The sequence below is a fragment of the Candidatus Nanopelagicales bacterium genome (assembly GCA_028687755.1).
Taxonomy (GTDB): Bacteria; Actinomycetota; Actinomycetes; order S36-B12; family S36-B12; genus UBA11398.
The window spans coordinates 408,718-432,663 of sequence record JAQTZL010000002.1; the positions used below are offsets into that span (position 1 = coordinate 408,718).

The following is a 23,946-nucleotide window of genomic DNA, read 5'->3' on the forward strand; positions in this document are numbered from 1 at the left end:
CCTGGGTCTTAGAAACGCTAGCCGGAGCTTGCTAACTCGATGGGGCGTTAGATTGGTTCTTAGAGTCAGTTGCATAAGAACACTCCGGAGTGGGGCGCTATGAGTGTGCGATCACCGACACCACATCTTGAAAATTCGAAATTTGTTTGCCCAATGCACCCTGAGGTCGTCGATGATCACGCGTCGGAGTGTCCGAAGTGCGGCATGGATCTCGTGCCCGCAGTCGCGCCATTCACTCAGAATGGGCTTGGCCTCGCTGGAGCAGCGTCGCCGATGTATACGTGCCCGATGCACGCGCAGATTGTTGAACCAGCGCCAGGCGATTGCCCGATCTGTGGAATGCACTTGGTGCCTATCTCAAATGGTCTGGCTCAAGGCCAAACCCACGATCCCCTTGAGACAACATCAGGTTTAGAAGTCACTCCCTCAGTACCTCTAGCTGCAGGAACGGCAACGACCTACACGTGTCCGATGCACCCCGAGATTATTCGGGATGCTCCGGGGCGCTGCCCGATCTGCGGCATGCACCTTGAACCAGTGATGCCGACCCAAGATGACGAATCAGCGCTGCGTGAGTACCACGACATGCGTCGGCGTTTTTGGATCTCGGTGCCGCTGTCCCTGCTCACACTTTCTTTGGCCATGGTGCACTTCCCGCCGGTCCCCGATGAGTCGGCGTCCTGGGTGCAGATGGTGCTCGCCACACCTGTCGTGTTGTGGTGTGCGGGGCCATTCTTGAAATGGTCGGCGCAGTCCGTCATCAATCGTAGCCCGAACATGTGGACCCTGATCGGGCTAGGCGTGAGCGCTGCCTATCTGTACTCAGTGGCGGCGACTATCGCACCTGATGCGTTCCCGACATCGCAGATGTCAGATGGCACAGTTCCGGTGTACTTCGAGGCTGCTGCCGTGATCTGCACTCTCACACTCCTGGGCCAAGTCATGGAGTTGCGTGCACGGGCTACGACTGGTGAAGCGATCAAAGCGTTGCTGAACTTGACCCCATCCACCGCCCACCGCATCACGTCTGATGGAACTGAAGTCGATGTCAAACTCGCCCTTGTCGAGGTCGGCGATCGCGTGCGCGTACGACCGGGCGAGAAAGTCCCGGTCGATGGCACTGTTGAATCAGGCCAGTCATCTGTAGACGAGTCGATGCTCACAGGTGAGCCAGTTCCCACGGACAAGGTCCCTGGAGACACCGTCATCGGTGGCACGGTCAACGCCAACGGAAGTCTTGTGGTGATTGCAGCTCAAGTCGGTTCAGACACAGTTCTGGCCCGAGTGGTGGAGATGGTGGCCAAGGCACAACGGTCTAAGGCACCCATGCAGCGCTTGGCCGACAAGGTAGCTGGCGTATTCGTTATGGCTGTCATCGGCATTGCGATCGCTACGTTCATCATTTGGGGGCTCGTGGGCCCTGAGCCACGCTGGACAAATGCGCTGGTCGCCGCGGTAGCTGTTATGATCATCGCCTGCCCATGCGCCCTTGGGCTCGCCACTCCCATGTCAGTCATGATTGGCAGCGGCCTTGGCGCCCGCCACGGCGTCCTATTCAAAGATGCAGCGGCGATCGAGAAGATGCGCGAAATCGACACGCTCGTTGTCGACAAGACAGGCACGTTAACGGTAGGTCATCCCAGTGTCAGCGATGTCATCGCCGCCACGGACATCACCCGGGAACACGTATTGCGGATGGCTGCCAGTGCCAACCAGGCCAGTGAACACCCACTTGCAAGAGCCATCACCACGGCCGCGCGAACGGAAAACGTGAGCCTGAACTACCCCCAGGATTTCGAAGCCAAGCCGGGCTATGGCGTCGCCGCACACATCGACGGTTACGACGTCCTCGTTGGTAACCGCGACCTCATGCAAATCAATGACATCACCCTGTCAGCAGACCTGACCGGGCGCGAGCCAGAAGGACAGACAGTCATCTACGTCGCAGTCGACGGCCGTCTCGAAGGCTTGATCGCGCTCACAGACGCGATCAAGGAGACCACAGCAGAAGCCGTACAAGCCCTACATCGCGACGCTATATCCATAGTCATGGCGACAGGCGATGCAGCCGGCCCAGCTCAACAAGTGGCCGAAACCCTCGGCATCGACGCCTTCCACGCAGGGGTCAAGCCGCAGGACAAACTCACCATCATCGAAGCGCTCCAACGTGACGGCCACTTGGTGGCCATGGCCGGCGATGGCATCAATGACGCCCCCGCACTTGCCCAAGCCAACATCGGCATTGCTATGGGCACCGGCAGTGACATAGCAATTGACTCAGCGCAGATCACGTTGGTCAAGGGTGACCTGCGGGGCATCACGGCGGCTCGCAGCGTGTCGCGCGCCACCGTGAGCAACATGAAACAGAATCTCTGGTTCGCCTTTGCGTATAACGCAGTAGGCATCCCCATCGCAGCAGGCATTCTGTATCCATTCACTGGACTCTTGCTCTCCCCAATGATTGCCGCTGCGGCCATGAGCCTGTCGAGCGTGTCGGTCATTTTGAACGCTCAGCGCTTGCGATCCGCCAAGATCTAGAATCGCGGAGTAGCGCGCGAGGAGGGATGCCTCTAAGATGCAGCCCTTGTGCGGTTGTGAACACTGTTTCTTGATCGAATCTTCACAGTTCGCTACGAGACTTCCCGGATTCATTGGCGAAACTAGGGGCGAACATTTCGGGCTCCGACAGCCTGACACCGCAGAGTTGCGGTAGCCAGACAGCGTCCACAGGACACAGGTGAGACTGGAAGGACCAACTGTGACTCCCTTGAGCCACTTCAATCGAAGCAGGATGCTCTTTGGCGTCGTGATCCTTTCCCTTGGAGCAGGCTTGCTCGGAGTCGGACCTGGTGTAGCAAGTCCTAAATCGGACATCGCACGGATCCAGGCACAGGTTGCCGATTTACAGCATGTCGCAGAGGGCGCGACGGAGCGGTACAACGAAGCCCGTTCTGGTCTCAACATCGTCCAGCAGAAGCTTGGAACGCTTCAGCGTCGCGCCAGCAGGCAACGAACTGAACTACAGAAATCTTCCGAGCTCATCGACGCTCTCGCTCGCTCGGCGTACATGTCGGCGTCTTTGGACCCGTCATTGCAACTTCTACTTGCGAGTGACCCGTCAGCGTTCCTTGCCCAAGGGGCCGCACTCAATCAATTGGCGAAGTCGCAGCAGACAATTCTTCGCAGATGGCAGACCAGCACCCTGCGACTGCGCCAAACCCAGGCTGAGGTCGCACAGCAGGTCGCTGCTGCCAAACGGTTCAACGCCGCGATGGCTTCAGCCAAGTCTGAGGCCGACACCAACTTGGGCAAGGCGCAGGCGGTGCTGGCAAAGATGACAGCTGCACAACGCGCGCGATGGGATCGCATCAAGGCCCAGGCTCGTCAGCAGGCATTGGCCGCAGCTGCGACGGCTAAGAAACAACTTGCGGCAACTGTTCAGCGCCCAGGACGTAAGCCTGGGAAGACACCATTGGGCTACATCGGTAGCGGCCGGGCCGCCTCGGCTGTGAGGTTTGCCTTGTCCCAGGTGGGCAAGCCCTATGTGGCCGCACAGGCCGGGCCGCGATCATATGACTGCTCGGGTCTGACCTTGGCGGCATGGCGGCAAGCCGGCGTTGGACTCACGCACTACTCCAAGTCACAGTATTCACAGACTCGACGAGTGCCAGTGTCGCAGATCCGTCCGGGAGATCTCGTCTTCTACTTCGGCTCAGGGGCTCACCACGTTGGAATGTACGTCGGGAACGGCAAAATGGTCAGCGCTTCCAATCCAGATGATGGGGTGGAACTCATAGCCTTCTTGGGGCCCTGGTATCGAGAGCGCTTCTCGGGCGTCGGGCGTGTCATCTGATGCTCGCGGATTCCTTGTGAGTGTGCGTGTGAAGATTCTCGTCAGACCTGCTGCACCGGGCATGCTCGTGAAGGCACGAGTGTGCTCAAAGCGTCCGCGACTTCGTATGTTGCTGATCGTTGCTGCGCTTGTCGGCATTGCTGCGGTCGTTGCGTGGCGCTGGCTTGCGGGTTAGGTATGCGTATTCGTCTAACGGTCACGTGTTCTAGCTGGCGGCTCCGACTCCAGTGAGGCGAACTTGGAAGGTTCGCCCCCCGTCGAGGGATTCCATGATCGTGTCGCCCACGAGTGCCGCAACTCGTGATCCGTCTGCGGCCAGAGCCGCGGGCTGGGCTCTCAGGCTCCCTCGCTGAATCCAGCTCGAACCACCATCGGTTGACGCGTAGACCTTTCCGTCAATGCTCGCGCCTAGTACTTGACCTCGAGTTGCAGCAAGGAGGGCCAGCAGTGGTGCGCCCGCGACCGGTGAAAATGACGCCCCAGCGTTGATGCTGCGCATGACACCGGTCTGGCTGGTACCGATCACATTTGCGTCATTTGCGGGATCCAGGGCCAAGTCGAAGAGTTCGGGTGTACCCAGTTGTTTCCAGGCACGTCCAAGGTTTTCGGTTCGCCATAGGACGCCGTTGTTTGAGGCAAGACCCATGACAACCTTGTTCGTGGCGACGAGTCGGTGGAAGTCGACTTGCCCACCAAGGGAAGCCTTCTTCCAGGTCTGACCCCCATTGGTGGAGATGCCAAGGCCCAGATCGTTGGGTGCATCCATTTCTGGCCCTGGGTGTCCGGAGGCCAGCCAAGTGTTGCCTGTGCGCGTAAGCCCCATGGTGTCGAAGACCTCGTCGGATACTCGCACTGGTTGGTGTCCGGGTTGCTGGCTCCAAATTCCGTCGTGGGTGCCGAAGTAGAGCTTGGCGCCGACCAGTACGAGGTTGTGGACGTGCCCCGTCAGGGAGTCCGTACTCACTGCTTCACCGCTGGCGACCGGTTCCTCTGTAGGGGACAGCGTCTGTGTTCGCGATGAAGCGGCCTCAGGCGAGGCGGGGGTGTTGCTGCCTGTGGGTGATGAGCACGCGGCCAGAAGCGTTGCGGCACCGGCCACGATCAGTAGGAGCGCTACTGCTCGCGCATGGACTCCCTGACGGCGTCTCATGGTGCAGTCAGGATGTAGCCGGCTTTTTCAATTGCCGGCTGAAGATCAGCGGCCGTCAGCGATTGCCTACTTTGCACGTGCACGTGCGAGTTTTCGCCTGGCTGTAGGTTCACCTCGACCCGCGTCACTCCTTCAATCTTGGTGACTTCCTCGATGACGGAATTCACGCAGTGGCTACAGGTCATGCCCTGCACGTCAATCACGAGTTTATTCATGGTCAGCCCTTCTCGTTCGAGTTCCAACTATCTACTTAGCAAGCAGTTGCTTCATCGTTGCTATCTCGGTGCTTTGCCCGGCGATGATGGACTTGGCCAACTTCTGCACCAGTGCATTACTGGTGGTCTTGAGGACTTGTCGGCTGCTGGCGATGGCTCCTTGATGGTGGGTGATCATCATCTGTAGCCACTTGTTGTCGAAGTTCGTGCCTCGGGCGCGGGCGAGTTTGGCTATGTCGGCCTCATTCATCATGCCGGTGGAGCCTGCAGTCATGCCGGACATGCTGCCCGAGGATGAGTGATCCATAGCTGGCGACATCGGCGCACCCCATCCCTTGAGCCATGCCCGCAGCATGGTGCTCTCGGGCGTCTGAGCGGCCTTGATCTGCTTGGCTAGTGCCAAGACCAGTGGGGACTTGGCATGCTTCAACGCGAGGTTGGACATCTGGATTGCCTGCTGATGGTGGGGGAGCATCATTTGGGTGAACGAGATGTCGCCAGCGGCACCCATGCCCATCTTCATCGTGTTGCTCTCGCTCATTGGTGCTGGCGTCGGGGCCGCGTTGGCGGGCTGTGTTGCTCCGAACGTGGCTAGCAGTGCGGTGATTGCCAGTGCGCTGGCGGTGGTTGCCAGAGGATGTTTGTTCATGTGAGTCTGCTCCTTGTGATGGCAATGCAAAGGATGGTTCGGCCGAATTCGCGGGCGTGAAGCAAGGCATGTCTACGGTGGTTCCTTCTTTGCTGCGCATTCATCATCGAGCGGGGTCAGTAGAGGTACCCGAAAGAACGGATGAAGATTTGATCAAGGGATGAGCGAAGGTGCCTTTATGCAATCTTCATCGATTCTGCGCACAGATGGGCACCCACCAACGGGACAATTCAAGAATCGAGCGTAACGACGTGTCATAGAAGCAAGGAGGCCCAACGATGATGGGCTGGATTCAAGACGGATTGGGCTGGCCCGGTGCGAACTGGTGGGGCATGGGCATCATGATGACCTGCTGGATCGCGCTGATTGGCTTTGGAATATGGATAGTCGTCCGGTTTACGCAAAACGATGGGGAGAGCAAAGTGTTGTCTCTTGAATCACCGCGTGCGATTCTTGATCGACGCTTCGCCGCAGGTGAGATTGACGCGCAGACATATGCCGATGCGCGCCGGCTACTAGAGCACCCAGGGTCGCCGGCGCATGGCTGATGGCCTGCGCGTGCTTGTAGTTGACGATGAGATACCCCTGACGGCAGTAATCAGCAGCTATCTCGTGCGGGAAGGTTTCGATGTTGCGCTCGCACACACGGGGCAGGACGCCGTTGATGTTGCGCGCTCGCATCGCCCTGATCTGATCGTTCTGGATCTCATGCTTCCAGGATTCGACGGAATCGAGGCATGTCGACTCATTCGCCAATTCAGCGATGCGTACATCATCATGCTGACGGCCCGTGATGAAGAGGTCGACAAAGTACTAGGTCTGACGATGGGCGCCGATGATTATCTGGTCAAGCCATTTTCGCCACGAGAACTCATCGCGCGAGTGCGGGCAATGCTGCGCCGTCCGCGCTCCTCGATCCCGCTATCGGCCACGCAGGCGCCTATGTCCATCGTCGGTCTCACCGTGGACGTTCAAGCACGATCAACCCTGGTCGATGGGGACGAAGTGGTATTGACGCGCACTGAGTTTGACCTATTGGCCGCAATGATGGCCCGTCCGCATGCGGTGCTCACGCGACGTCAGCTCATTGAGGCCGTGTGGGGACCAGGCTGGGTGGGTGATGAACACGTCGTCGATGTACACATCGGTCATCTGCGCACCAAACTCCAAGATGATGCATCCGACCCGCGGTTCATCCGCACGGTACGCGCTGTTGGCTATGGCTTGGTCATCCAGACATGAGGGGCGGGCCCAGGTTCGCCACGCGGATGATGTTGATCCAATCAATGGTGGTCGGAATTGGGGCACTGGCTCTCATCGTGACTGCCTGGATCGTTGCTCCAATCTTGTTCCACCAGCACCTGAACCATTTGGGTGTGGTTTCTGAAGTAGTACAGGAGCATGCAGAAGAAGCATTTGCATTCGCCTTTGTCATTTCCGTGGTGGTTGCCACGGCGGTGTCAGTTGCGGCAGCTGGCGCGGTGTCATGGCTACTGGTGCGTCGCGTCTCGCGACCAATCGAAGAGTTGGCGAGGGCGGCCGAGTCTGTGGCGGCAGGGAATTTCGATGTGGTCGTGCCCCACGCCGGATTTAGCAGCGAGCTCGAACAACTGTCGGGCTCCTTCACGCTCATGGCTACCCAGTTGGGTGACTCGGAGGCGGCACGCTCGCGCCTGCTCGCCGATCTGGCGCATGAATTGCGCACGCCACTAGCAACACTTGAGGCTTATATCGATGGACTCGAGGACGAAGTAGTCGTCCGTGACGTTGAAGCTTGGGCGACGATGCGACACCAAGTTTACCGTCTCAAACGCCTCGCGGGCGACCTACGTGAGACTGCTGCCGCTGACGAGCATGCCTTGGGCCTTGAACTGACACCCATTGACATGTGCGCTACCTGCGAAGCGGCGGTCGCTGCAGCGACTCCGCGATACCAGATGATGGGCGTCGCATTGACCCTGAAGCAACCAGATGTGGCGCTACCCGTGAACGGCGATGAGCTTCGCCTGCAACAGGTAATGGCAAACTTGCTCGAGAACGCTCTTAGGCACACGCCCAGAGGTGGCACAGTGAGTGTGCTTGCAAGTCGTCTTGAGGCAAACGTACGTATTGAAGTAGTTGATGACGGTGCGGGGATACCTCAGGCGGAAATTGGCAAGATCTTCGATCGGTTCCATCGCGTTGATCCCGCTCGAGTTTCCACCGGCATCGGAGGCAGCGGCCTTGGGCTGACTATCGCCAGAGCCATCGTGAACGATCACGGGGGGTCTCTGGAAGCCTCCAGCGAGGGACCTGGTTTGGGTGCCACGCTCACTATGTTCCTGCCATTGCATCGACGCGCACGATAGTTCAGCCGTTGCTGTACAGTTGCCTCGTGATCACCGTAGCCCCGCGATTGGATGCCCTAGCCCGAGTTGGACGTGCGCTGGTGGACCCCACGCGGTGCCGTCTACTCTTCGCCTTGCTTGACGGGCCTGCCTATTCAGGGGCTCTTGCTACCGAACTCGGCATCTCGAAGGCCAATGCTTCCAATCACCTTGCTTGTCTGCGAGGTTGCGGCCTCATCGAAGCGACCCCCGAGGGACGTCATGTGAGATACGAACTGACTGACCCCGCACTTGCGCACGCACTCCGAGATTTGGCCGACCTCGTTCTCGCAGTGGAATCACCTGAGATCTGCTACGCAGATGCGGGAGGTCACTGATGGGCAGCGGGCATAGCCACGGTCCCTCTGTCAGTGCAGGTGGGGCTCATCGTCGCACCATGCTCATTGTCCTAGCCCTCACCGTCTCAGTCCTGATCGCCGAAGTCATAGGCGCCAGCGTCACGGGCAGTCTTGCTTTGCTCGCTGATGCCGGTCACATGTTTACCGATGTTGCTGGTATTTCGCTGGCCATCTTGGCCGTCACCTTCGCTTCCCGACCTGCCACTGACGCGCGCACCTATGGCTACTACAGGCTAGAGATTCTTGCTGCAGTGGTGAATGCAGTACTGCTGTTTGGCGTTGCAGTATTCATCCTGTTTGAAGCATGGCAACGGTGGTTCAACGAGCCTGAAGTCGAAGGTGGCTTGATGCTTGCATTCGCCTGTGTGGGCCTAATCGCCAATGGAGCAGGTCTGGTTCTCCTGCGGAAGGGCTCCAAGGAAAGCCTGAACGTCAAGGGCGCCTATCTTGAGGTGCTCGGTGACGCTCTTGGATCCATCGCGGTGATCGTCGCTGCCATCGTCATTTGGTCCACCGGCTGGTTGCGAGCAGATGTGGTGGCTTCAGTCCTGGTAGCCCTCATGATTCTGCCCAGAACCTGGAACTTGCTCCGCGAAGCAATCGACGTCCTTCTCGAAGCCACACCCCGAGGGATGGATCTTGCAGTCGTCCGCAAGCACATCCTCGAAGTCCCAGGCGTCGTCGGCGCTCACGATCTTCACGCATGGACCCTGACCTCAGGAATCCCGGTGCTCTCTGTGCACGTCGTTGTCGAAGACGAGATTCTAAATCGCGGTAGTAGTGGTCAGGTCCTAGATGCCTTAAGCGAATGTCTGCACGAACACTTCGATGTCGAGCACTGCACCTTCCAACTTGAAGCAGCTGAACACGCAGGGCACGAAATCGGCGCCCACCCGTGACTCTCCACTTGAGCTAGCTCAAACAGCAATGGCGCAGACGGGATTGGAACCAATGACAGCAGTCGACGAAGTGCCAGTACCTCAGCTGACGAAAGCGGAGCGTCAGCGTCTGGGTAAGCGTGCTCGGTTGCTCGCAGGCGCCAGCGTGAGTTACAACACGGTGGAGTCGATCGTCGCAATTTCGGCTGGCACAGTTGCCGGGTCAGGCGCCTTGATCAGCTTCGGACTTGACTCGATCATCGAAGTGTCGAGCGGCCTCGTGATTCTTTGGCAATTTAGGCACAAGATTCCAGAATCTCGTGAACGCATCGCGCTGAGGTTGATTGCCATCTCCTTCTTCGCGCTGGCCACGTACATTGCAATTGACTCCACGCTGTCACTGCTCAATGGGGATCGGGCTGAGACGTCACCCGTGGGCATCGTCTTGGCTTCGTTGTCCATCGCGATCATGCCTGCGCTGTCCATCGCCCAACGTCGCACAGGCCGTTCGTTAGGTTCAGGTTCGGTCATTGCCGATGGATCTCAAACCATGCTGTGCAGCTATTTGTCTGTCGTCCTCCTTCTGGGACTTGTGCTGAATGCCACTTTGGGTTGGTGGTGGGCAGACTCGCTGGTCGCATTAGTGATCGCCGGTGTTGCGATTCGGGAGGGGTTAGACGCCTGGCAGGGCAAGCACTGCTGCCCAGTGACACCCGAATCTTCGACATGCGAGGACGCCTGCTGCTGATCAAGCCGGAGACTGGAGCCATTTATGGCCAGAGTCACTGAATCTTCATGAAATCTTGATCTTCGTTGGTATTCGGCTCCCAAACGGGCCGCGAAGATAACTGGGAAAGCCCCTGCGAGGTCGAGAGGTCCGCCGCTTTAGCGCGCGACCGCGTCGCATCGATGAGGAGCCACGCAACTGTGCAACTCCTGACTCTTCATGGAAGGTGAATGTTGAAAAGACCCAGCACGGCTTTGAGACTAGGGATCGCTGTCGTTATCGCCTTGGTCACCATCGGAATAGCTGGCGCAATCGTCACCAGGCAATCAGAGACCAACGAATCGGCTGCTGCTGTTCCGGCCAGCTCCGATGCGAGTTCTCCTCTGACATCGAGAACCAACAGTCACATTCTGCAACCAGATGCCGACGGTTCGGTGACGCTCGTGGAGTTTCTCGATTTTGAGTGTGAGTCGTGTCGGGCGGTGTACCCATTCATTGAGAGTTTGCGCAAGACCTACGCAGGTAAAGTGCGATTCATCGCGCGGTATTTCCCCATTCCCAGCCATGCCAATGCGGTCAATGCGGCGCTCGCTGTGGAGGCGGCGGCCCAGCAAGGGCGATTCGAGGCGATGTATTCGCGGATGTATGAAACCCAAGAGCAATGGGGCGAACAGGAAGAGTCCAAGGCGTCACTGTTTCGCGACTTTGCCCAGTCCATTGGGTTGGACCTTCAACGCTATGACGCCGCGATTGCAGACCCGTCGACTCTGGCCCGAATCGAATTGGATCGCCAAGAAGGCTTGGCGCTGGGGGTTGATGGAACACCGAGCTTCTTTCTGAACGGAGAGCGAATCCGGCCACAGAGTGAGCAGGAATTGCAGTCCTTGATTGACGGGAAACTGGCGGCACGACCGTGAAATCCATGGCTACTCCGTTGGCGAAGCCGGCTGGTCGCTTCGAATTTGTTCGGATGGATCGATGCACCGGCTGGTGGCTGCTCGGGGCTGCAACAGTCGGACTGCTTGCCTCCTGGCAGCTCACTGTCGACAAGTTGCATCTGCTGGCCGACCCAGCATTCACACCAGCATGTTCATTGTCAGCGCTAGTCAATTGCAGAAGTGTTATGCAGTCGTCACATTCGACCTTGTTCGGAATCCCCAACTCACTGATCGGAATTGCCGCATTTGCCTGTCTGATTGCGGTGAGCATGGCGATTCTTGCTCGAGCCCGCATGCAGGTTTGGTTCATGTGGGGGCTGCTGGCCGGAACAGTGGCAGGAGTGCTCTTCATTCACTGGCTTGCCTTCCAAACGGCATTCGAAATTGGCGCTCTGTGCCTCTACTGTGTCGCAGTTTGGATTGCCACCTTGACTGCGCTTGGTGCTGTCGCCAGCGCATGTCTTTCGCATGTGCTTACTGAGGCGCCGCCAGGAAAAGTCACGTCGATCCTGAGCTTTACGCATGAGTGGATGCCTGTACTCGTTGCGTTGTGGATCTCAATACTCGCCATTGTCGTCACTATTGGACTCGTGAAGTAGTGCTCGTCTCCAGTCTGGGTTCCCTGGCTATCGTCGCTCTGGTTGGGTGGGTGCTCTTCGCCTTTGTCCGATGGTGCATGAGCGAGGGCATTGGGCCGGATCCATTATGGGAAATCGCCACGCGTGTGCAGTCCGAAAGCGAGATTGCCGAATCGTCTTCGTCTGTCTTTGCAATTCCTACAGCGAACGGATTGCGGCTGCGCAGCGAAGTGGATGGGAAACCTGAGTGGGAGCGCTGGTACCGCTGGAACCAGGTCCAAGTCGAAGAATTCGAAGCGGAGATACGCCTTTCGGGACCATTTGGAACACTGGTGTGTGGAGAAGATCCTCAACTCAACCAGGCGGAAGTCCTGGCTCGGATCGTCTACGAACGTGACCTTCTGGCCGGGCGTCCATGACCCGCCAGGTAGTTACCAAATCCATCTGCTTGCTCGTTTCGCTTTCGTTACTGGGTCTCTTGGCGGCTTGTGGCGGATCACAACAGTTGGCTGATGCGAGCCAGAGTCTGACTAGCGATGACACCACACTCGACCAAGGCTTCGTGGCTGGTGATGGCTCCATTACTTATCTGCCGGTTGCCGAACGCTTGCCCGCTCCCGCGCTTGAGGGTCCGACATTGGACGGTGGTGTGTATGCGCTGCCTCTGGGTCAAGGCAAGATTGTTGTAGTCAACGTGTGGGCTTCTTGGTGCGCACCATGTCGCGCCGAAGCACCAGTCCTGGAGAAAGTGGCCAAGGAGTTTGCAAGCAAGGGAGTGCAATTCGTGGGCCTCAACATCCGAGATTCGCTTCCCACCGCGCGCGCATTCGCAAAGACCTTTGGCATCGCCTACCCAAATATTGTTGACAAGGCTGGAGAGCTTCAAGTGAAGTTCGGAAGCGCACTGCCTCCGCAAGCGATCCCTTCAACTGTCGTTATCGATCAGCAAGACAGAGTCGCAGGGCGCGTTCTGGGCAGAGTGAGTGAGTCGAGTTTGCGTGGCCTGATCGAACTACTGCTGGTCAAATGACCGATCTCGTCTTCAATGGGGCGTTGGTACCTGCACTGACTATCGCTTTCCTTGCAGGAATCATCGCCTTCGTTAGTCCATGCGTGCTGCCGTTGGCTCCCGGCTATTTGTCCTACGTAACCGGCCTGACAGGTTCTGAAGTGAGTACGGGCACAGGTGCTCGCAGTCGCCTACTCCTGGGCACCGTCCTGTTCATCCTTGGCTTCAGCGCAGTTTTCGTTTCGTACGGCTTGGCTTTTGGTAGCGCCGGCTATCTGCTCTTGGAGTACCAGAATGTCATCAATCGAATTCTTGGCGTTCTGGTGATTCTCATGGGCTTGGTATTTATTGGCGTGATCCCAGGCCTTCAACGTGAATGGCGCTTTCATCGAGCCGCTTCATTCGGAATTCTCGGAGCACCACTGTTGGGCATTGCATTCGGCATTGGGTGGACCCCGTGCATCGGCCCAACCTTGGCGGCGGTGCAGACCCTGGCATTCACCGAAGGAGGTGCTTACCGAGGCGCAGCGCTCTCGCTTGCCTATTGCCTCGGATTGGGATTGCCATTCATTGTCTTAGCGCTCGCATTTCAAAGGATGGTAGGAGCGGTGAGTTGGCTGCGAGAGCACTCGCAGCTGATCATGCGCCTGGGGGGCGCCATGCTGATAGCCGTCGGAATACTCCTGGTCTCGGGGCTATGGGGAGAATTCACTATTTGGCTGAGAGTGACCGCGCCGAATTTCCAGACGATCCTTTAGCACGCACACGACAATCCTGAAAGGTCAGCCAAATAGTGAATTCAATGACAAAGAGGCGAATCCGTCTTGCCTCCACGTGCATTACGACAACTCTGGCGAGCGCCGCTGTGAGCTTGATCTTGATCTCCACAGCTGCTGCACACACCGATCTGCAGAGCGTCGTGCCCGCTGACGGCTCGACGATATCCGCACCTCCCGAAGAAGTGGTGTTGACGTTCAATGAGAACCTCCTCAACACGGGCACCAAAGTCGTGATCACAAACCAAAACAAGACGATCGTGGCAAAGGACAGTGCCAGAGCCGTGGGCCGCAGTGCTGTGTTGCCGTGGGCAGCGGAACTTCCGAACGACACCTACACCGTCTCCTACAGAGTGGTATCCACAGACGGCCACCCGATAACCGGTACCACTACGTTCACCCTGCTCTCCCCGAATCGGAGTCCTTCGCCCACTGAGAAATCCGCCGCGCCAATTTCGCCAAGTCCGGACGCAATTGTTGAGCCATCTGGGGCGAGTTCCCTGACCGATCCGAATGTGCTGATAGGTGCTGCCATCGGAACAATTGGCGGTATCGGGATAGTGCTAGTGCAACGACGACGTAAGAAAGCCCGTCAACAGGAATGATCGCTCATAGAAGTCGCATGCCTCTAGTTGTCGGCGGCGCTGTAGTCATCGCAATCGTGTTACTTGCAGTCACTGTGACAATTGCTCGCGCTTGGGTTGGGACATACGACATTGCGATCCCTGGTATCCCTGGCCCCGGTGCTCTGGTGTCAGATGGCGCGCCAATCCTGCGTGCGCTGTCAATGATTGCTGGCATCGTGACACTCGCGTGCGCTGTCTCAGCAATGTTGCTTAGTCCAATTGCGCGCGGCGGGGTCGTGTCTCCGCTAGGCCGCCGAGACCTCGTACTGACTTCATGGGCCGCAGGTTTCTGGGCACTCCTTTGCCTCGTCCAGGCTGCATGGACCCTTGCCGACGTACTCGGACTACCGCTGACTGAGGCTCTTCGCCCTGAAGTTGTGGCTACCTATTGGTCAGATATTCCTCAAGTCCGCACTCTTATCGCTGTGGCGCTAGCCGCACTTTTTGTGAGTGGGCTGGCATCAGTCGGCTCTACTGCGATCAGCGCCGGCATTGCGGCCCTGGTCACTGTGCTGGCGTTGTGCTTGCCCGCAGTGACTGGGCATGGCGGCGGCTCATCCCAGCACGCGCTGCTGCTGGCTTCGGGAGTTGCGCACGCAAGCGCCGCGAGTATCTGGATTGCTGCTGTCCTTGCGGTACTGCTCGTAAGCGTGCTGCGAAGGGAGGGCATGGCCTCGGCTATTCAGCGGTTGACGTTGGTGACGGTATTTGCGATTGCGGTACTTGCCGTCAGTGGAATAGGCAATGCCGCGGCGCAGCTCAACTCTTTCAGTGAGCTGATTACTACGAGGTACGGGCAATTGGTGATCGTAAAGGTGCTGCTCCTGGGCCTCGCAGTTGCTGCAGGCATGGGGCTTCGCCAGTGGATCGGCAAGAAGGCAAACGCAGATCCTGCTTCCCGAAGTCAACTCACCTTGAGACTCACCATTGAAATTGTGATCATGGCCTTAGCGGTTGGTATCGGAAGCGCACTGACCACAAGCCCTTCTCCCAAAGTTCTGGAGCAGTTTCCGAGTTTGGGCGAGTCACTTGTCGGCTACGCCTACCCGCCGCCGCCCGATTTCATGAACGTCGTTCTCAGTCTTCGGCCGGATCCAGTGTTCCTTGCTATTTGCGCGATTCTGGCTGGGCTATATATCGGCGGTGTCATTCGCCTGCACCGGCGGGGCGATCGATGGCCGCTAGGTCGCACGATCGCATGGCTACTCGGTGTGACGGCGTTGCTCTGGTGCACCAATGCTGGAATCGCTGGCTATGCAAATGTTGCGCCAGGGCTGCATATGGCGCAGCACATGGCGCTGACCATGCTCGTTCCGATTTTCCTTGTGCTCGGTGGGCCGGCAACTCTTGCGCTTCGTGCCCTGCGTCCCGCAAAGGCCGGCCAATGGGGCCCGCGTGAGTGGGTCACGGTCGCACTCCAGAGTCGAGCAGCAGTGATACTGACCAACCCGCTGGTGGTGTTGGGCATCTACTTCTTCGGCTTGTACGGGCTGTATCTCTCTTCTGCATTTGCCAATTTGATGGGCACTCATGTGGGCCACGTCGCGATGCAGACGCATTTCGTCTTGTCCGGATATTTGTTCTACTGGATCTTGATCGGAGTTGATCCGCGTCCGAGATTCCTGCCCTATTGGCAACGGTTCATGATCCTGATCATTGCTTCTGCATTCCACGGTTTCTTCGCCATCATCATCATGATGAGCAATGGAGCGCTGGCACCTGAATGGTTCGGAGTGGTACGCCCCGAGTGGGTGACCGACCTACTTCAGGAGACAAATTCCGGTGGGCAAGCAGCCTGGGCCATCGGCGAAGTACCAATCCTCATTGTCATCATTGCAATGTCAATTCAGTGGGCGCGCACTGATGAACGCGAAGCCCGCCGAAAAGACAGACAGGCCGATCGTGATGGCAACCAAGAAATGGCAAACTACAACGACTATCTTGCGGATCTGAATCGCAGGGCTCGTTAGTCTACCCGAGGTAAGCCGGTGGTGGAGCGATCGTTAAGTCAGCCCCCGGCGGTCTTGAATCATGCGTTCAGTACTTGCAGTAGTCGCAATCGCACTCTGTTTGGCGTAGATGGCGGGAAGCCAATTGCAAGGCTTAGTCGACAAACTTCGTGAAGACGTGTCCGAGTTATTGAGACAATTTGGCTCGTAGGCCTCCGATAACTCAATTGAGTGGTGTTTTGAATTCTGATTTTGACGTCAGTAGTTGCCTACGCAAGTGATGGCGGCGAGGCCATTGATTTACGCGTCGTCATCGCAGACAACTTCGCCTTTCCACGCCTCTGTGCCTTCCTATATTGCGAAGATGGCGATGACGAATCCTGCAGCGGAGTCGATCCAAGGCAGTCCAAACACCGCGAAAGCGACCAGCCCCGCGAAGGTGGACACGCTCAACAAGGCACACAGTTTTGTCTCTGCGGCGTCAGCGATGACCAGCCTCGAACCCATTTCCTCCCCTGCGCGGCGTTTGGCTCGCGCGAGCCTCGGCATGATGACGATCGACAGCCCCGTGATGAGGATGCCGATGATGGAGGTATCTGGTTCCTCCCCGATGATCAAGTTGCGGAGGCCTTCGAATATGACGTAGGCGGCGAGGGCGAAGAATGTGATCGCAATGAACTTCAGAGCGCGTCGTTCCTTGGCTTCGTCTGGTTCTTCGCCGCGCACTGTGGTCAGGAGTCTTACCAGAACAACTGTCGCGGCAGCGACTTCGATCATTGAATCGACACCGAAGCCGATCAGCGAAATTGCCCCGGCAACTGCGCCGGCGGCGACCGCGATGATGCCTTCCATGACGTTGTAGACGATCGTGAACTTTGCATAGAAAATCGCGCGACCGGTCGCCCCCTGCTCTGCCGTTGTCGCCTCCCTCATCTTTTGAATTCTCTCGGGCCATACGCGGGGCACAACGTAACGGCATTGCCGGTGGCGGCCAGAAGCTGCTCAGCAGAGCCCAGCAGGTCGATCAGTTCGTGATGCGCTAGGGAGAACACTGACGCCCGGCCTTCCGCCCGCGACACCACTAAGCCGCAGTCGCGCAAGCAAGCCAGATGTCCTGACACCGTCGACTGTGCCAGTCGCAGACGCGTCGTCAGATCAACAACCCGCATCTCATCAACTGCCAGCAGTTGCACAATTGACAACCGTGTCGGATCCCCAAGGGAGCGGAATAGCGCCGCGGCCGCCTCCAACGAGTGTCCTTGGGAGATCACACGAATGGTGGAATGCTTGAGGCAGAAGAAGACGCTGCGAAGACTCACTTGGGTTTTCGCAGCGAGAACTGAGAGCAAGCCGGCCTAGCGGCGCATGGCGGCATCTTTGTTGCCGGTTCCCAGGCTTGGGGAATGATCGTGGATGGTTTTCGTCCCGATCGCTTTGACGTCATCGGTGCGGCGTTTTGTCTTGTCGGTGTTGCAGTGATCATGTACGCACCGCGCACATAGATCGTGGCTTATGTCGAGACGATTTTCGGTCGCGGTCGCCTTGTAGGAGGATCCTGGCATGACCACCGTGGTACTCCAGTATTTCGATAGTTGTCCCAACTGGATTCAAGCCGAAGCGCTGCTCTTAGAAGCTCTAGCCATAACGGGAAACGTGGGCGTGATACTGGAACTGCAGCGGGTGGAAACAAATGCCGACGCGCTGCGAATGGGATTCATTGGTTCTCCCAGCATCCTGATCAATGGGCTTGACCCCTTCGCAGTTGGCGACGCACAGCCAGGGCTTTCCTGCAGGCTCTACCAAACTCCTAAAGGATTGCGTGGAAGCCCCACACTGGAGCAGATCCTCACCGAACTCAGGCGGCAATGACCTGAGCCTTTGATCCCGGACTCACCTGTGGGCAAGAATCTCGCTTACACAGCATCCTGTTGTTTCTGATCTTAACCCGGTTTCCCGGACGGATTGGGTTGGCGATCATGCCGCTTGGGCTCGCGGCGGTGAGGTGCAATTCTTCGGATTGGCACGGGGCAGTGATGGCCCAGGATGAATGTCTCCTGATGGGGTTGTGGAACGCTAGTTGAGTGATAGCGCGTCGACTGAGTCGGCCGGTGGCAGATTCGAATTGTGCTGAAGTTCTTGCCTTAGGATGGTTGCGTGGGTGAAATTCGCAACAAAGTGATGGCGCATGCCGAGGACATTAAGGGTCTCTTGGCTCGGAGGCATGCCCTCGATATTAAAGTCTTTGGTTCGGTGGCGCGAGCTGAGGATCGCGAAGACTCCGATGTTGACTTCTTGGTTGAGTTCGGTCCCGGTGCCTCGATTCTTGATCAGATTCATCTCGAACTCGATCTGCGTGCATTGCTGGATTGCGATATTGACGTTATTCCCGTTGGCAGTCTCAAGACACGCGATGCACATCTGCTTGCCGAGGCCGTATCTCTGTGAGCCGTGGGGATGACCTACGCCGCCTCGATATCCTCGAAGCGTGTGCAGCACTCGAAGAAGTACTGCAAGCCCGCGGCACAGTTAGTGATGAGATCTTGCTTCGTGCCGCTGAGCGACTCCTTGAAATCATCGGTGAAGCTGCGACGAGCTGTTCGGCAGAACTCAAGGCCGAGCATCCGTCAATTGATTGGGTCGGCATTGCCGGCCTTCGGGTCGTTCTTGCTCATCACTACCACCGAACACAGCCAGAATTGATTTGGCAGTTCGCATCAGTTGAGGCTCCGAAGTTGAGCATCGCATTGCAAGGCTAAAGATCTGCGATGCCTGACACATGTCTTCGAACTGTTCGTGGAATATCGTTTGCGTTTATGGACTGTGGGATGCAGGCTTGCACTCCCGGGGGAGTGCAGACGGGGGTGCAAAAGTGCGGATTCGTGCAGAGATCTTGCAGTGCACGAAACCCAAAGATCGCGCCCTACTTATGTCTCCCCGCTACAAAAAAAAGTTGAAGAATCAACTAAAAGAGGGTCTCTCACAAGAGAGGCCCTCTTTTGCGTTTCGACTCCCGTCTGTTCATGCGACGGCGAGCAGGTTCATGTGACTTCTCATCAGATCAGCTGTTTTGGAGTGTGAGTCACTTGTCAGCCCGTTCATTGGATGAACTTGTTGTGGGGAATTTTAGGGCTGAGATTCCCCTTCCATTTCAGGCGGTTTCTGTTGCGAGGTCATGCCTCGTTATGCTGAAGAAGGCGGGACGCTCAGACCGGTTGTACGAGCCGGCGACACCCGTCCATGCATCGGACATGTAGGCCGAGCACTAGTGCGCGACGACGCCGTCAAGACTGAGCGCGAGCATCAAGCCGACGCGGCTTAGCGGCTCGTCGACCGCACCCTCCGCCCAGTCGCGCATGGCGGTTTCCAGTGCTGCCAACACGTGGCGCGCCAGAAGTGGGACGGGGATGTCGGCGCGGATCTCGCCGGTGCGCGCACCTTGCTCGAGCAATCGGGTGACCTGTTCGAACACGTACGGGGTGGCGCGAACGCCAGGACGCAGCAGCGCGCTGTGGCGTACGGGCAGGCTGTAGACGAACCTGGCGAGCTGCTCCTGCTCGAGCATCCGTGCCACGGCACCCTCGACCGCCGCGACCATCTGCTGAGCCACCGGCCCGGAGTCCGGTGGCTCCTCGGATGCGGTCCCCAGCAGGCGCTCAAACAACTCTGCGAGGATCTGCTCTCGTTCGGAGAAGTGCTTGTAGAACGTCGCCCGCGACACTCCGGACCGTGTCGCGATGTCCTCGACCCGGACGCCGAGGTAGCCGTGCTCGCTGAACAGTTGCAGGGCCGTGTCGAGCATTCGGTCGCGGGTCAACTGGCGCTTGCCCATGGACGGTGTCGCGGGACCCAGTCCAGGCGTTGTCATGGCCGAATGCCCCTCCATGGAGTAGACACGTGGATATACATGTGTTTTACTCTCTGCGTTGACACGTGTCTACCGTAGCAGGGTGCGGTGCTGCGCACAGCCAAAGGAGCGAGCAAAGTGGTCACTTCGGGAGTTACCAACACGAGTCTGGCTAGGCGGTCGCCGCTTCGAACCCTGGCGAGGTTCTCCGTCGCGCACCGGTGGCTGGTGATCGTCGGCTGGCTGATGCTGATCGTTCTGGCACTCGCCGGGAAGAACTTGGCAGGAGGCTCCTTCGCCAATGACCTGTCGGTGTCCGGCTCCGACTCGGCGGCGGCCCGCGTGACAATGCAGGAGAGGTTCCCCGATCAGTCGGGGGATCCCATGCAGATCGTGATTCGCACCGACAAAGGCATCGCGGACCCGGGGGTCCGCGCTGCTGTCGAATCCGCACTTGCCGCCATCCGCACCGGACCGGACGTGGCTGTGGTCCAATCGCCCTACGGTCCTGGTGCCACGGTGTCCGCGGACGGCGACACTGCAATCGTCACAGTGCTCTTCGATCAGGCTTCTGCGGACATTCCCCGCGAGTCGGTCGAAGCGGCCCAGGCCTCGGCCTCTGGTATTCGCGACATCGGTGCCGAGGTGGTGTTCGGTGGTGCCGCGACGCAGACTGAATCCGGGCCGAGCGGCAGCGAGGCCGTCGGGCTGATTGCGGCGATGGTGGTGCTCCTACTGGCTTTCGGCTCGCTCTACGCAATGGTCGTCCCCATCCTGACGGCCGTGTTCGCTCTCATCTTCGGCCTGTCGGTGGTGGGGCTGCTATCGGCGTGGATTCCTATCGGAACCGCCGCTCCCGTCGTCGCCGCGATGATCGGTCTGGGCGTCGGCATCGACTACGCGCTGCTGATTGTGACGCGACATCGGGAGGGCATGTTCACCGGCCACCCACCGGGAGACTCGATTCCTATCGCCGTATCCACCGCAGGCCGTTCGGTCCTAGTCGCCGGCTCCACAGTGATCGTCGCACTGCTCAGCCTCATGCTCATCGGGATCCCGTTCGTGTCGGCGCTGGGTCTGGCCAGCGCGATCACGGTCGCCGCGACCCTTCTGGCGGCCGTCACGCTCCTGCCCGCGCTGCTGGCCGTCTTCGGCGGCAAGCTCGACCGCTTCCGGATCCGTCGGGTCCGGTTCGACCAAGGCGGCGGGGCAGTCAGCGGATGGCACCGGTGGACCCGGCGCATCCAGGCTCGGCCGTGGCCCTACCTGGTCATCTCGACCACGGTTCTCCTCGTGCTAGCTGCACCGCTACTCTTCATCCGCCTGGGTACCAGCGATGGCAGTTCGTCACCTGAGGACAGCACTACTCGTAGGTCCTACGACATTGTGGCCGCCGAGTTCGGGCCCGGTTGGACGGGCCCGTTGCTGGTCACCGCTGAAAACGACTCGGCGGCCTCACCGTCCCAAGCGCAGGCCTGGCTGGAACAGTTGCGCACCGACCTCATCGCGGTCCCGGGGGTCGCGTCCGTTTCGGCGGCCGCACTCACCCCCACCGGCGATGCCGCCATCCTCAGCGTCGTCCCCGTTGGCTCTCCGCAGGACGAGTCGACCGAGGCCTTGGTCCACACGCTGCGCACCGATGTGCTGCCACAAGTTGGCGGCACGATCCACGTGGGTGGTGGCACGGCGACGGCCGTCGACCTGGCCGACCGACTGGGAGAGCGCCTCATCTGGTTCATCGGATTCGTCGTCGCGTTGAGCATGTTGCTCCTGCTCGTGGAATTCCGGTCGGTCTTCATCCCCGTGAAGGCGGCCGTGGTGAACCTGCTCTCAGTCGGTGCCGCCTACGGTCTGGTGGTCGCGGTCTTCCAGTGGGGATGGCTCGGCGGCTTGCTCGGCACGGCGCCTGGGCCGATCGAGTCCTTTGCTCCGATGATGCTGTTCGCGGTCCTGTTTGGCCTATCCATGGACTACGAGGTGTTCCTCCTCAGCCGAGTTCGCGAGGAGTACCAGCGGACAGGGGAAGCGGGCGCGTCTGTCGCGGACGGCGTGGCGGCCACCGCCAGGGTAATCACCGCCGCTGCATCCGTCATGGTCGTGGTGTTCCTGAGTTTCCTACTCAACGACCAGCGGGTGGTCAACCTATTCGGGTTCGGACTTGCGGTGGCGATAGCGATAGATGCCACCTTGGTGAGACTCGTACTGGTGCCCGCAGCGATGGCCATCGCCGACCGACGCGCCTGGTGGATCCCGCGCTGGCTGGACCGGTTCCTTCCCCGAGTGCACCTGGAGGCCCCGGTACTGGATCCCTTCGAGCGCGAACTCGATGCCCTCGACGACCCCGCGCCCCAAGACCGGTGACGCCGTGCCAGCATCGAGATCGCTATTGACAGCACATCATCGGTTTGTCGACCACGAAGAGCGTCTTCTCGGGCAGTTCCCCCAACTGGCACTGGCTATCCACACCGCCGTCACCACCGGCCACGACTTCGACCAAGCGAGGAAGGAACTGCACCAAGCTCTGTCCGAACTGATCTGCGCGCACGCGGAACGTGAGAAACTCGTCGTGCCCAGGCCCGACGAGATACCCGCAGCGGTGGAACTACTGGTGGACGCTGCAGCAGCCCAATGGCGCTTCCTGCGGGCGCGTGTCGACGAGCTCGCGAGGGCCACGACGGGCCTGGATGCGGTGTCCCTCACGCGGACCCTGCACGCCGTTCTCAACCTGCACCTGGACTTGGAACGCCGGATACTCACGGCTCTGCGTAAGTCGCCGGGCTCGTCATGACTACAGCGGGAGCTCGTGTGCATTCGTCCGTCTCGCCCGTCTGTGTCACGGCGACGATGCGAAGCGCGATAGCGCGCAATGCATCGCTGACAAGCGCGATGTCCTGGGATTGCTATGGGTTCGGTTGCCGCTGGTTGTGGAAGCCATGACCAGCAAGACGAAAGTGTGCGGGGTGGGTGCAGGCTTGTACCCTCAGTGGGGTGCAGAGGGGGATGCAAAATTAACCGTTTGTGAGGGTAACTCGCTGGGCACGCAACCCAAAGATCGTGCATCCTCGGTGTCTCCCCGCTACTATTTGAAGATTCAACTAAATGATTCTTCCGCTACAGGGTCTCTGAGAAATCAGGGACCCTGTAGTCATTTCAGTGCGGGCCGCGCGCCAAAGTTGACGACGTTGCGATACATAGTCATACTTTTGACCATGTCCACGATGCCCCTTGCTGAAGTGAAGGCCCATCTTTCTGAAGTGGTGAGTCGTGTCAACGGTCAGCATGAGCGGGTCACGGTGACCGTCCACGGGCAGGCTTCTGCAGTGATCATGTCGCCCGATGACGTGGAACGTTTGGAGGAAACCATTGCCGTACTCGCTGATGGGGCGCTCATTCGTCAGCTCACCGAGTCTGAGGCGGATCTCGCCGAGGGGCGCGTGGAAGATCTCAACGCGCTCGCTGCAGTCATGCGCGCCCGCTCGACGGGTGCATGACGCCTAGATGTATGAGCTGGTCATTACCGCCACGGCAAGGCGTCAACTCGCTGAAGGGCTTCCCTCATCGATCGCATTCGCCGCGTACGAATTCATCGTCGGACCACTTCTGGAGAATCCGCAACGAGTGGGCAAGCAACTCATGCCGCCGCTGGCCGATCGCCACAGTGCGCGGCGAGGCACCTACCGCGTCATCTACCGCATTGACGACGCGGCGCGGACGGTGACGGTTCTCGCGGTCAGTCCTAGGGCTGACGCATACCGAACACCGTGATTCGGTAAGAGCAAGGCTTCAAAGTGTGCGGGGTGGGTGCAGGCTTGCACCCCCAGGGGAGTGCAGAAGGGAGTGCAGAAATGGCTGTTTGTGAGCGCATCTTGCATGGCACGCAACCCAAAGATCGTGCATCCTCAGTTTCTCCCCGCTACGAAAGTTCGCATGGCAAGGCCCTCCTCACGGGGGGCCTTGTTCGTTTCTGGCCCCGGTATCGGAGTGACTGAAGCTGGGTCTATTGACTTCTATGGACAGCGCTGGGCGCTT

At 58.8% G+C, this 23,946-nt stretch carries 29 protein-coding genes and 1 pseudogene; 24 read left to right on the forward strand and 6 right to left on the reverse strand.

Translation table 11 applies throughout. The features are described 5' to 3' along the window. Positions 1-99 precede the first annotated feature (99 nt). The 3 genes from PHN51_05125 (at position 100) to PHN51_05135 (ending at position 4,028) form a co-directional block, all read left to right on the forward strand. The gene (locus tag PHN51_05125) at positions 100-2,538 is read left to right on the forward strand and encodes a copper-translocating P-type ATPase (protein MDD2818160.1); all 2,439 of its coding nucleotides are present in this window, start codon (positions 100-102) and stop codon (positions 2,536-2,538) included. 220 nt (positions 2,539-2,758) lie between these two features. Further along, entirely contained in the window at positions 2,759-3,853 is a 1,095-nt protein-coding gene (locus tag PHN51_05130) for an NlpC/P60 family protein (protein ID MDD2818161.1), read from the forward strand. Next, positions 3,843-4,028, forward strand: a complete 186-nt coding sequence (locus tag PHN51_05135; protein MDD2818162.1) for a hypothetical protein — start codon at positions 3,843-3,845, stop codon at positions 4,026-4,028. Before PHN51_05130 ends, PHN51_05135 begins: the two co-directional genes overlap by 11 nt. 30 nt (positions 4,029-4,058) lie before the next feature. Here the strand turns inward: PHN51_05135 and PHN51_05140 are convergent, their stop codons facing one another. From PHN51_05140 to PHN51_05150, 3 genes are read right to left on the reverse strand one after another with little or no spacing between them, the layout of a single operon-like run. Then, positions 4,059-5,003 carry a hypothetical protein gene (locus tag PHN51_05140; GenBank protein MDD2818163.1) on the reverse strand — a complete coding sequence of 315 codons (945 nt, stop codon included), beginning with the start codon at positions 5,001-5,003 and terminating at the stop codon, positions 4,059-4,061. Then, complete coding sequence (locus PHN51_05145) at positions 5,000-5,218, reverse strand: heavy metal-associated domain-containing protein (protein ID MDD2818164.1); 219 nt, start codon at positions 5,216-5,218, stop codon at positions 5,000-5,002. The genes PHN51_05140 and PHN51_05145 overlap by 4 nt, the downstream gene beginning before the upstream one ends. 31 nt (positions 5,219-5,249) lie before the next feature. Continuing rightward, the gene (locus PHN51_05150) at positions 5,250-5,867 is read right to left on the reverse strand and encodes a DUF305 domain-containing protein (protein MDD2818165.1); all 618 of its coding nucleotides are present in this window, start codon (positions 5,865-5,867) and stop codon (positions 5,250-5,252) included. Between the two features lie 278 nt (positions 5,868-6,145). Between PHN51_05150 and PHN51_05155 the strand changes: the two genes are divergently transcribed. The 13 genes from PHN51_05155 to PHN51_05215 all read left to right on the forward strand — a co-directional run bounded on the left by PHN51_05155 (position 6,146) and on the right by PHN51_05215 (position 16,094). After that, positions 6,146-6,415: a hypothetical protein gene (locus PHN51_05155; GenBank protein ID MDD2818166.1), complete on the forward strand. Its 270-nt coding sequence runs from the start codon at positions 6,146-6,148 to the stop codon at positions 6,413-6,415. Next, a complete protein-coding gene (locus tag PHN51_05160; GenBank protein MDD2818167.1) occupies positions 6,408-7,109 on the forward strand; it encodes a response regulator transcription factor in 702 nt (233 codons plus the stop codon). Before PHN51_05155 ends, PHN51_05160 begins: the two co-directional genes overlap by 8 nt. A 26-nt stretch (positions 7,110-7,135) precedes the next feature. After that, the gene (locus tag PHN51_05165) at positions 7,136-8,215 is read left to right on the forward strand and encodes an ATP-binding protein (protein ID MDD2818168.1); all 1,080 of its coding nucleotides are present in this window, start codon (positions 7,136-7,138) and stop codon (positions 8,213-8,215) included. Between the two features lie 26 nt (positions 8,216-8,241). Continuing rightward, positions 8,242-8,571 (forward strand): metalloregulator ArsR/SmtB family transcription factor, encoded by a 330-nt coding sequence (locus PHN51_05170; protein MDD2818169.1) that lies wholly within the window; start codon positions 8,242-8,244, stop codon positions 8,569-8,571. Positions 8,572-8,630: 59 nt separating this feature from the next. Then, positions 8,631-9,491 carry a cation diffusion facilitator family transporter gene (locus PHN51_05175; protein MDD2818170.1) on the forward strand — a complete coding sequence of 287 codons (861 nt, stop codon included), beginning with the start codon at positions 8,631-8,633 and terminating at the stop codon, positions 9,489-9,491. 52 nt (positions 9,492-9,543) lie between these two features. Next, on the forward strand, positions 9,544-10,218 hold the full coding sequence (locus PHN51_05180; GenBank protein ID MDD2818171.1) for a cation transporter: 675 nt from the start codon (positions 9,544-9,546) through the stop codon (positions 10,216-10,218). 209 nt (positions 10,219-10,427) lie between these two features. Continuing rightward, positions 10,428-11,114, forward strand: coding sequence for a thioredoxin domain-containing protein (locus tag PHN51_05185; protein ID MDD2818172.1), 687 nt, complete (start codon positions 10,428-10,430; stop codon positions 11,112-11,114). Between the two features lie 5 nt (positions 11,115-11,119). After that, a complete protein-coding gene (locus PHN51_05190; GenBank protein ID MDD2818173.1) occupies positions 11,120-11,734 on the forward strand; it encodes a vitamin K epoxide reductase family protein in 615 nt (204 codons plus the stop codon). Positions 11,735-11,811: 77 nt separating this feature from the next. After that, on the forward strand, positions 11,812-12,132 hold the full coding sequence (locus PHN51_05195; protein MDD2818174.1) for a hypothetical protein: 321 nt from the start codon (positions 11,812-11,814) through the stop codon (positions 12,130-12,132). After that, complete coding sequence (locus PHN51_05200) at positions 12,129-12,743, forward strand: TlpA disulfide reductase family protein (GenBank protein MDD2818175.1); 615 nt, start codon at positions 12,129-12,131, stop codon at positions 12,741-12,743. The genes PHN51_05195 and PHN51_05200 overlap by 4 nt, the downstream gene beginning before the upstream one ends. After that, positions 12,740-13,480 (forward strand): cytochrome c biogenesis protein CcdA, encoded by a 741-nt coding sequence (locus PHN51_05205; protein ID MDD2818176.1) that lies wholly within the window; start codon positions 12,740-12,742, stop codon positions 13,478-13,480. Before PHN51_05200 ends, PHN51_05205 begins: the two co-directional genes overlap by 4 nt. A 44-nt stretch (positions 13,481-13,524) precedes the next feature. Then, positions 13,525-14,103, forward strand: a complete 579-nt coding sequence (locus PHN51_05210) for a copper resistance protein CopC (protein ID MDD2818177.1) — start codon at positions 13,525-13,527, stop codon at positions 14,101-14,103. A gap of 17 nt (positions 14,104-14,120) precedes the next feature. Next, the gene (locus PHN51_05215) at positions 14,121-16,094 is read left to right on the forward strand and encodes a cytochrome c oxidase assembly protein (GenBank protein MDD2818178.1); all 1,974 of its coding nucleotides are present in this window, start codon (positions 14,121-14,123) and stop codon (positions 16,092-16,094) included. Positions 16,095-16,424: 330 nt separating this feature from the next. Here PHN51_05215 and PHN51_05220 read toward each other — a convergent pair whose 3' ends face one another. Both PHN51_05220 and PHN51_05225 read right to left on the reverse strand, forming a co-directional pair. Beyond that, positions 16,425-17,006, reverse strand: coding sequence for a cation transporter (locus PHN51_05220; GenBank protein ID MDD2818179.1), 582 nt, complete (start codon positions 17,004-17,006; stop codon positions 16,425-16,427). After that, positions 17,003-17,392 carry a metalloregulator ArsR/SmtB family transcription factor gene (locus PHN51_05225; GenBank protein ID MDD2818180.1) on the reverse strand — a complete coding sequence of 130 codons (390 nt, stop codon included), beginning with the start codon at positions 17,390-17,392 and terminating at the stop codon, positions 17,003-17,005. The genes PHN51_05220 and PHN51_05225 overlap by 4 nt, the downstream gene beginning before the upstream one ends. Positions 17,393-17,440: 48 nt before the next feature. Between PHN51_05225 and PHN51_05230 the strand changes: the two are divergent. From PHN51_05230 to PHN51_05245, 4 genes and pseudogenes are all read left to right on the forward strand, one after another. Continuing rightward, positions 17,441-17,575: pseudogene (locus PHN51_05230) on the forward strand (hypothetical protein). Between the two features lie 58 nt (positions 17,576-17,633). Beyond that, a complete protein-coding gene (locus PHN51_05235; GenBank protein MDD2818181.1) occupies positions 17,634-17,942 on the forward strand; it encodes a thioredoxin family protein in 309 nt (102 codons plus the stop codon). Positions 17,943-18,227: 285 nt separating this feature from the next. Further along, positions 18,228-18,518 (forward strand): nucleotidyltransferase domain-containing protein, encoded by a 291-nt coding sequence (locus tag PHN51_05240; protein ID MDD2818182.1) that lies wholly within the window; start codon positions 18,228-18,230, stop codon positions 18,516-18,518. Further along, complete coding sequence (locus tag PHN51_05245; GenBank protein ID MDD2818183.1) at positions 18,515-18,829, forward strand: DUF86 domain-containing protein; 315 nt, start codon at positions 18,515-18,517, stop codon at positions 18,827-18,829. Before PHN51_05240 ends, PHN51_05245 begins: the two co-directional genes overlap by 4 nt. Before the next feature lie 506 nt (positions 18,830-19,335). On the opposite strand, the gene PHN51_05250 is transcribed toward PHN51_05245, so the two are convergent. Then, positions 19,336-19,902 (reverse strand): TetR/AcrR family transcriptional regulator, encoded by a 567-nt coding sequence (locus PHN51_05250; GenBank protein ID MDD2818184.1) that lies wholly within the window; start codon positions 19,900-19,902, stop codon positions 19,336-19,338. 243 nt (positions 19,903-20,145) lie between these two features. On the opposite strand from PHN51_05250, the gene PHN51_05255 reads away from it, so the two are divergent. The 4 genes from PHN51_05255 (at position 20,146) to PHN51_05270 (ending at position 23,682) form a co-directional block, all read left to right on the forward strand. Beyond that, positions 20,146-22,278, forward strand: a complete 2,133-nt coding sequence (locus PHN51_05255) for an MMPL family transporter (protein MDD2818185.1) — start codon at positions 20,146-20,148, stop codon at positions 22,276-22,278. Positions 22,279-22,303: 25 nt separating this feature from the next. Next, positions 22,304-22,705, forward strand: a complete 402-nt coding sequence (locus tag PHN51_05260) for a hypothetical protein (protein MDD2818186.1) — start codon at positions 22,304-22,306, stop codon at positions 22,703-22,705. 421 nt (positions 22,706-23,126) lie between these two features. Then, the gene (locus PHN51_05265; protein ID MDD2818187.1) at positions 23,127-23,408 is read left to right on the forward strand and encodes a type II toxin-antitoxin system Phd/YefM family antitoxin; all 282 of its coding nucleotides are present in this window, start codon (positions 23,127-23,129) and stop codon (positions 23,406-23,408) included. 7 nt (positions 23,409-23,415) lie between these two features. After that, on the forward strand, positions 23,416-23,682 hold the full coding sequence (locus PHN51_05270; protein ID MDD2818188.1) for a type II toxin-antitoxin system RelE/ParE family toxin: 267 nt from the start codon (positions 23,416-23,418) through the stop codon (positions 23,680-23,682). Positions 23,683-23,946 lie beyond the last annotated feature (264 nt).

Coding starts and splice junctions, on each gene's coding strand:
- PHN51_05155 (MDD2818166.1), top strand. CDS start 6,146: ATGATGGGCTGGATTCAAGACGGATTGGGCTGGCCCGGTGCGAACTGG.
- PHN51_05125 (MDD2818160.1), top strand. CDS start 100: ATGAGTGTGCGATCACCGACACCACATCTTGAAAATTCGAAATTTGTT.
- PHN51_05140 (MDD2818163.1), bottom strand. CDS start 5,003: ATGAGACGCCGTCAGGGAGTCCATGCGCGAGCAGTAGCGCTCCTACTG.
- PHN51_05195 (MDD2818174.1), top strand. CDS start 11,812: ATGAGCGAGGGCATTGGGCCGGATCCATTATGGGAAATCGCCACGCGT.
- PHN51_05220 (MDD2818179.1), bottom strand. CDS start 17,006: ATGAGGGAGGCGACAACGGCAGAGCAGGGGGCGACCGGTCGCGCGATT.
- PHN51_05265 (MDD2818187.1), top strand. CDS start 23,127: ATGTCCACGATGCCCCTTGCTGAAGTGAAGGCCCATCTTTCTGAAGTG.
- PHN51_05210 (MDD2818177.1), top strand. CDS start 13,525: ATGACAAAGAGGCGAATCCGTCTTGCCTCCACGTGCATTACGACAACT.
- PHN51_05175 (MDD2818170.1), top strand. CDS start 8,631: ATGCTCATTGTCCTAGCCCTCACCGTCTCAGTCCTGATCGCCGAAGTC.
- PHN51_05215 (MDD2818178.1), top strand. CDS start 14,121: ATGCCTCTAGTTGTCGGCGGCGCTGTAGTCATCGCAATCGTGTTACTT.
- PHN51_05250 (MDD2818184.1), bottom strand. CDS start 19,902: ATGGGCAAGCGCCAGTTGACCCGCGACCGAATGCTCGACACGGCCCTG.
- PHN51_05205 (MDD2818176.1), top strand. CDS start 12,740: ATGACCGATCTCGTCTTCAATGGGGCGTTGGTACCTGCACTGACTATC.
- PHN51_05270 (MDD2818188.1), top strand. CDS start 23,416: ATGTATGAGCTGGTCATTACCGCCACGGCAAGGCGTCAACTCGCTGAA.
- PHN51_05235 (MDD2818181.1), top strand. CDS start 17,634: ATGACCACCGTGGTACTCCAGTATTTCGATAGTTGTCCCAACTGGATT.
- PHN51_05185 (MDD2818172.1), top strand. CDS start 10,428: ATGTTGAAAAGACCCAGCACGGCTTTGAGACTAGGGATCGCTGTCGTT.
- PHN51_05190 (MDD2818173.1), top strand. CDS start 11,120: ATGGCTACTCCGTTGGCGAAGCCGGCTGGTCGCTTCGAATTTGTTCGG.
- PHN51_05200 (MDD2818175.1), top strand. CDS start 12,129: ATGACCCGCCAGGTAGTTACCAAATCCATCTGCTTGCTCGTTTCGCTT.
- PHN51_05145 (MDD2818164.1), bottom strand. CDS start 5,218: ATGAATAAACTCGTGATTGACGTGCAGGGCATGACCTGTAGCCACTGC.
- PHN51_05150 (MDD2818165.1), bottom strand. CDS start 5,867: ATGAACAAACATCCTCTGGCAACCACCGCCAGCGCACTGGCAATCACC.
- PHN51_05165 (MDD2818168.1), top strand. CDS start 7,136: ATGATGTTGATCCAATCAATGGTGGTCGGAATTGGGGCACTGGCTCTC.
- PHN51_05180 (MDD2818171.1), top strand. CDS start 9,544: ATGACAGCAGTCGACGAAGTGCCAGTACCTCAGCTGACGAAAGCGGAG.
- PHN51_05160 (MDD2818167.1), top strand. CDS start 6,408: ATGGCTGATGGCCTGCGCGTGCTTGTAGTTGACGATGAGATACCCCTG.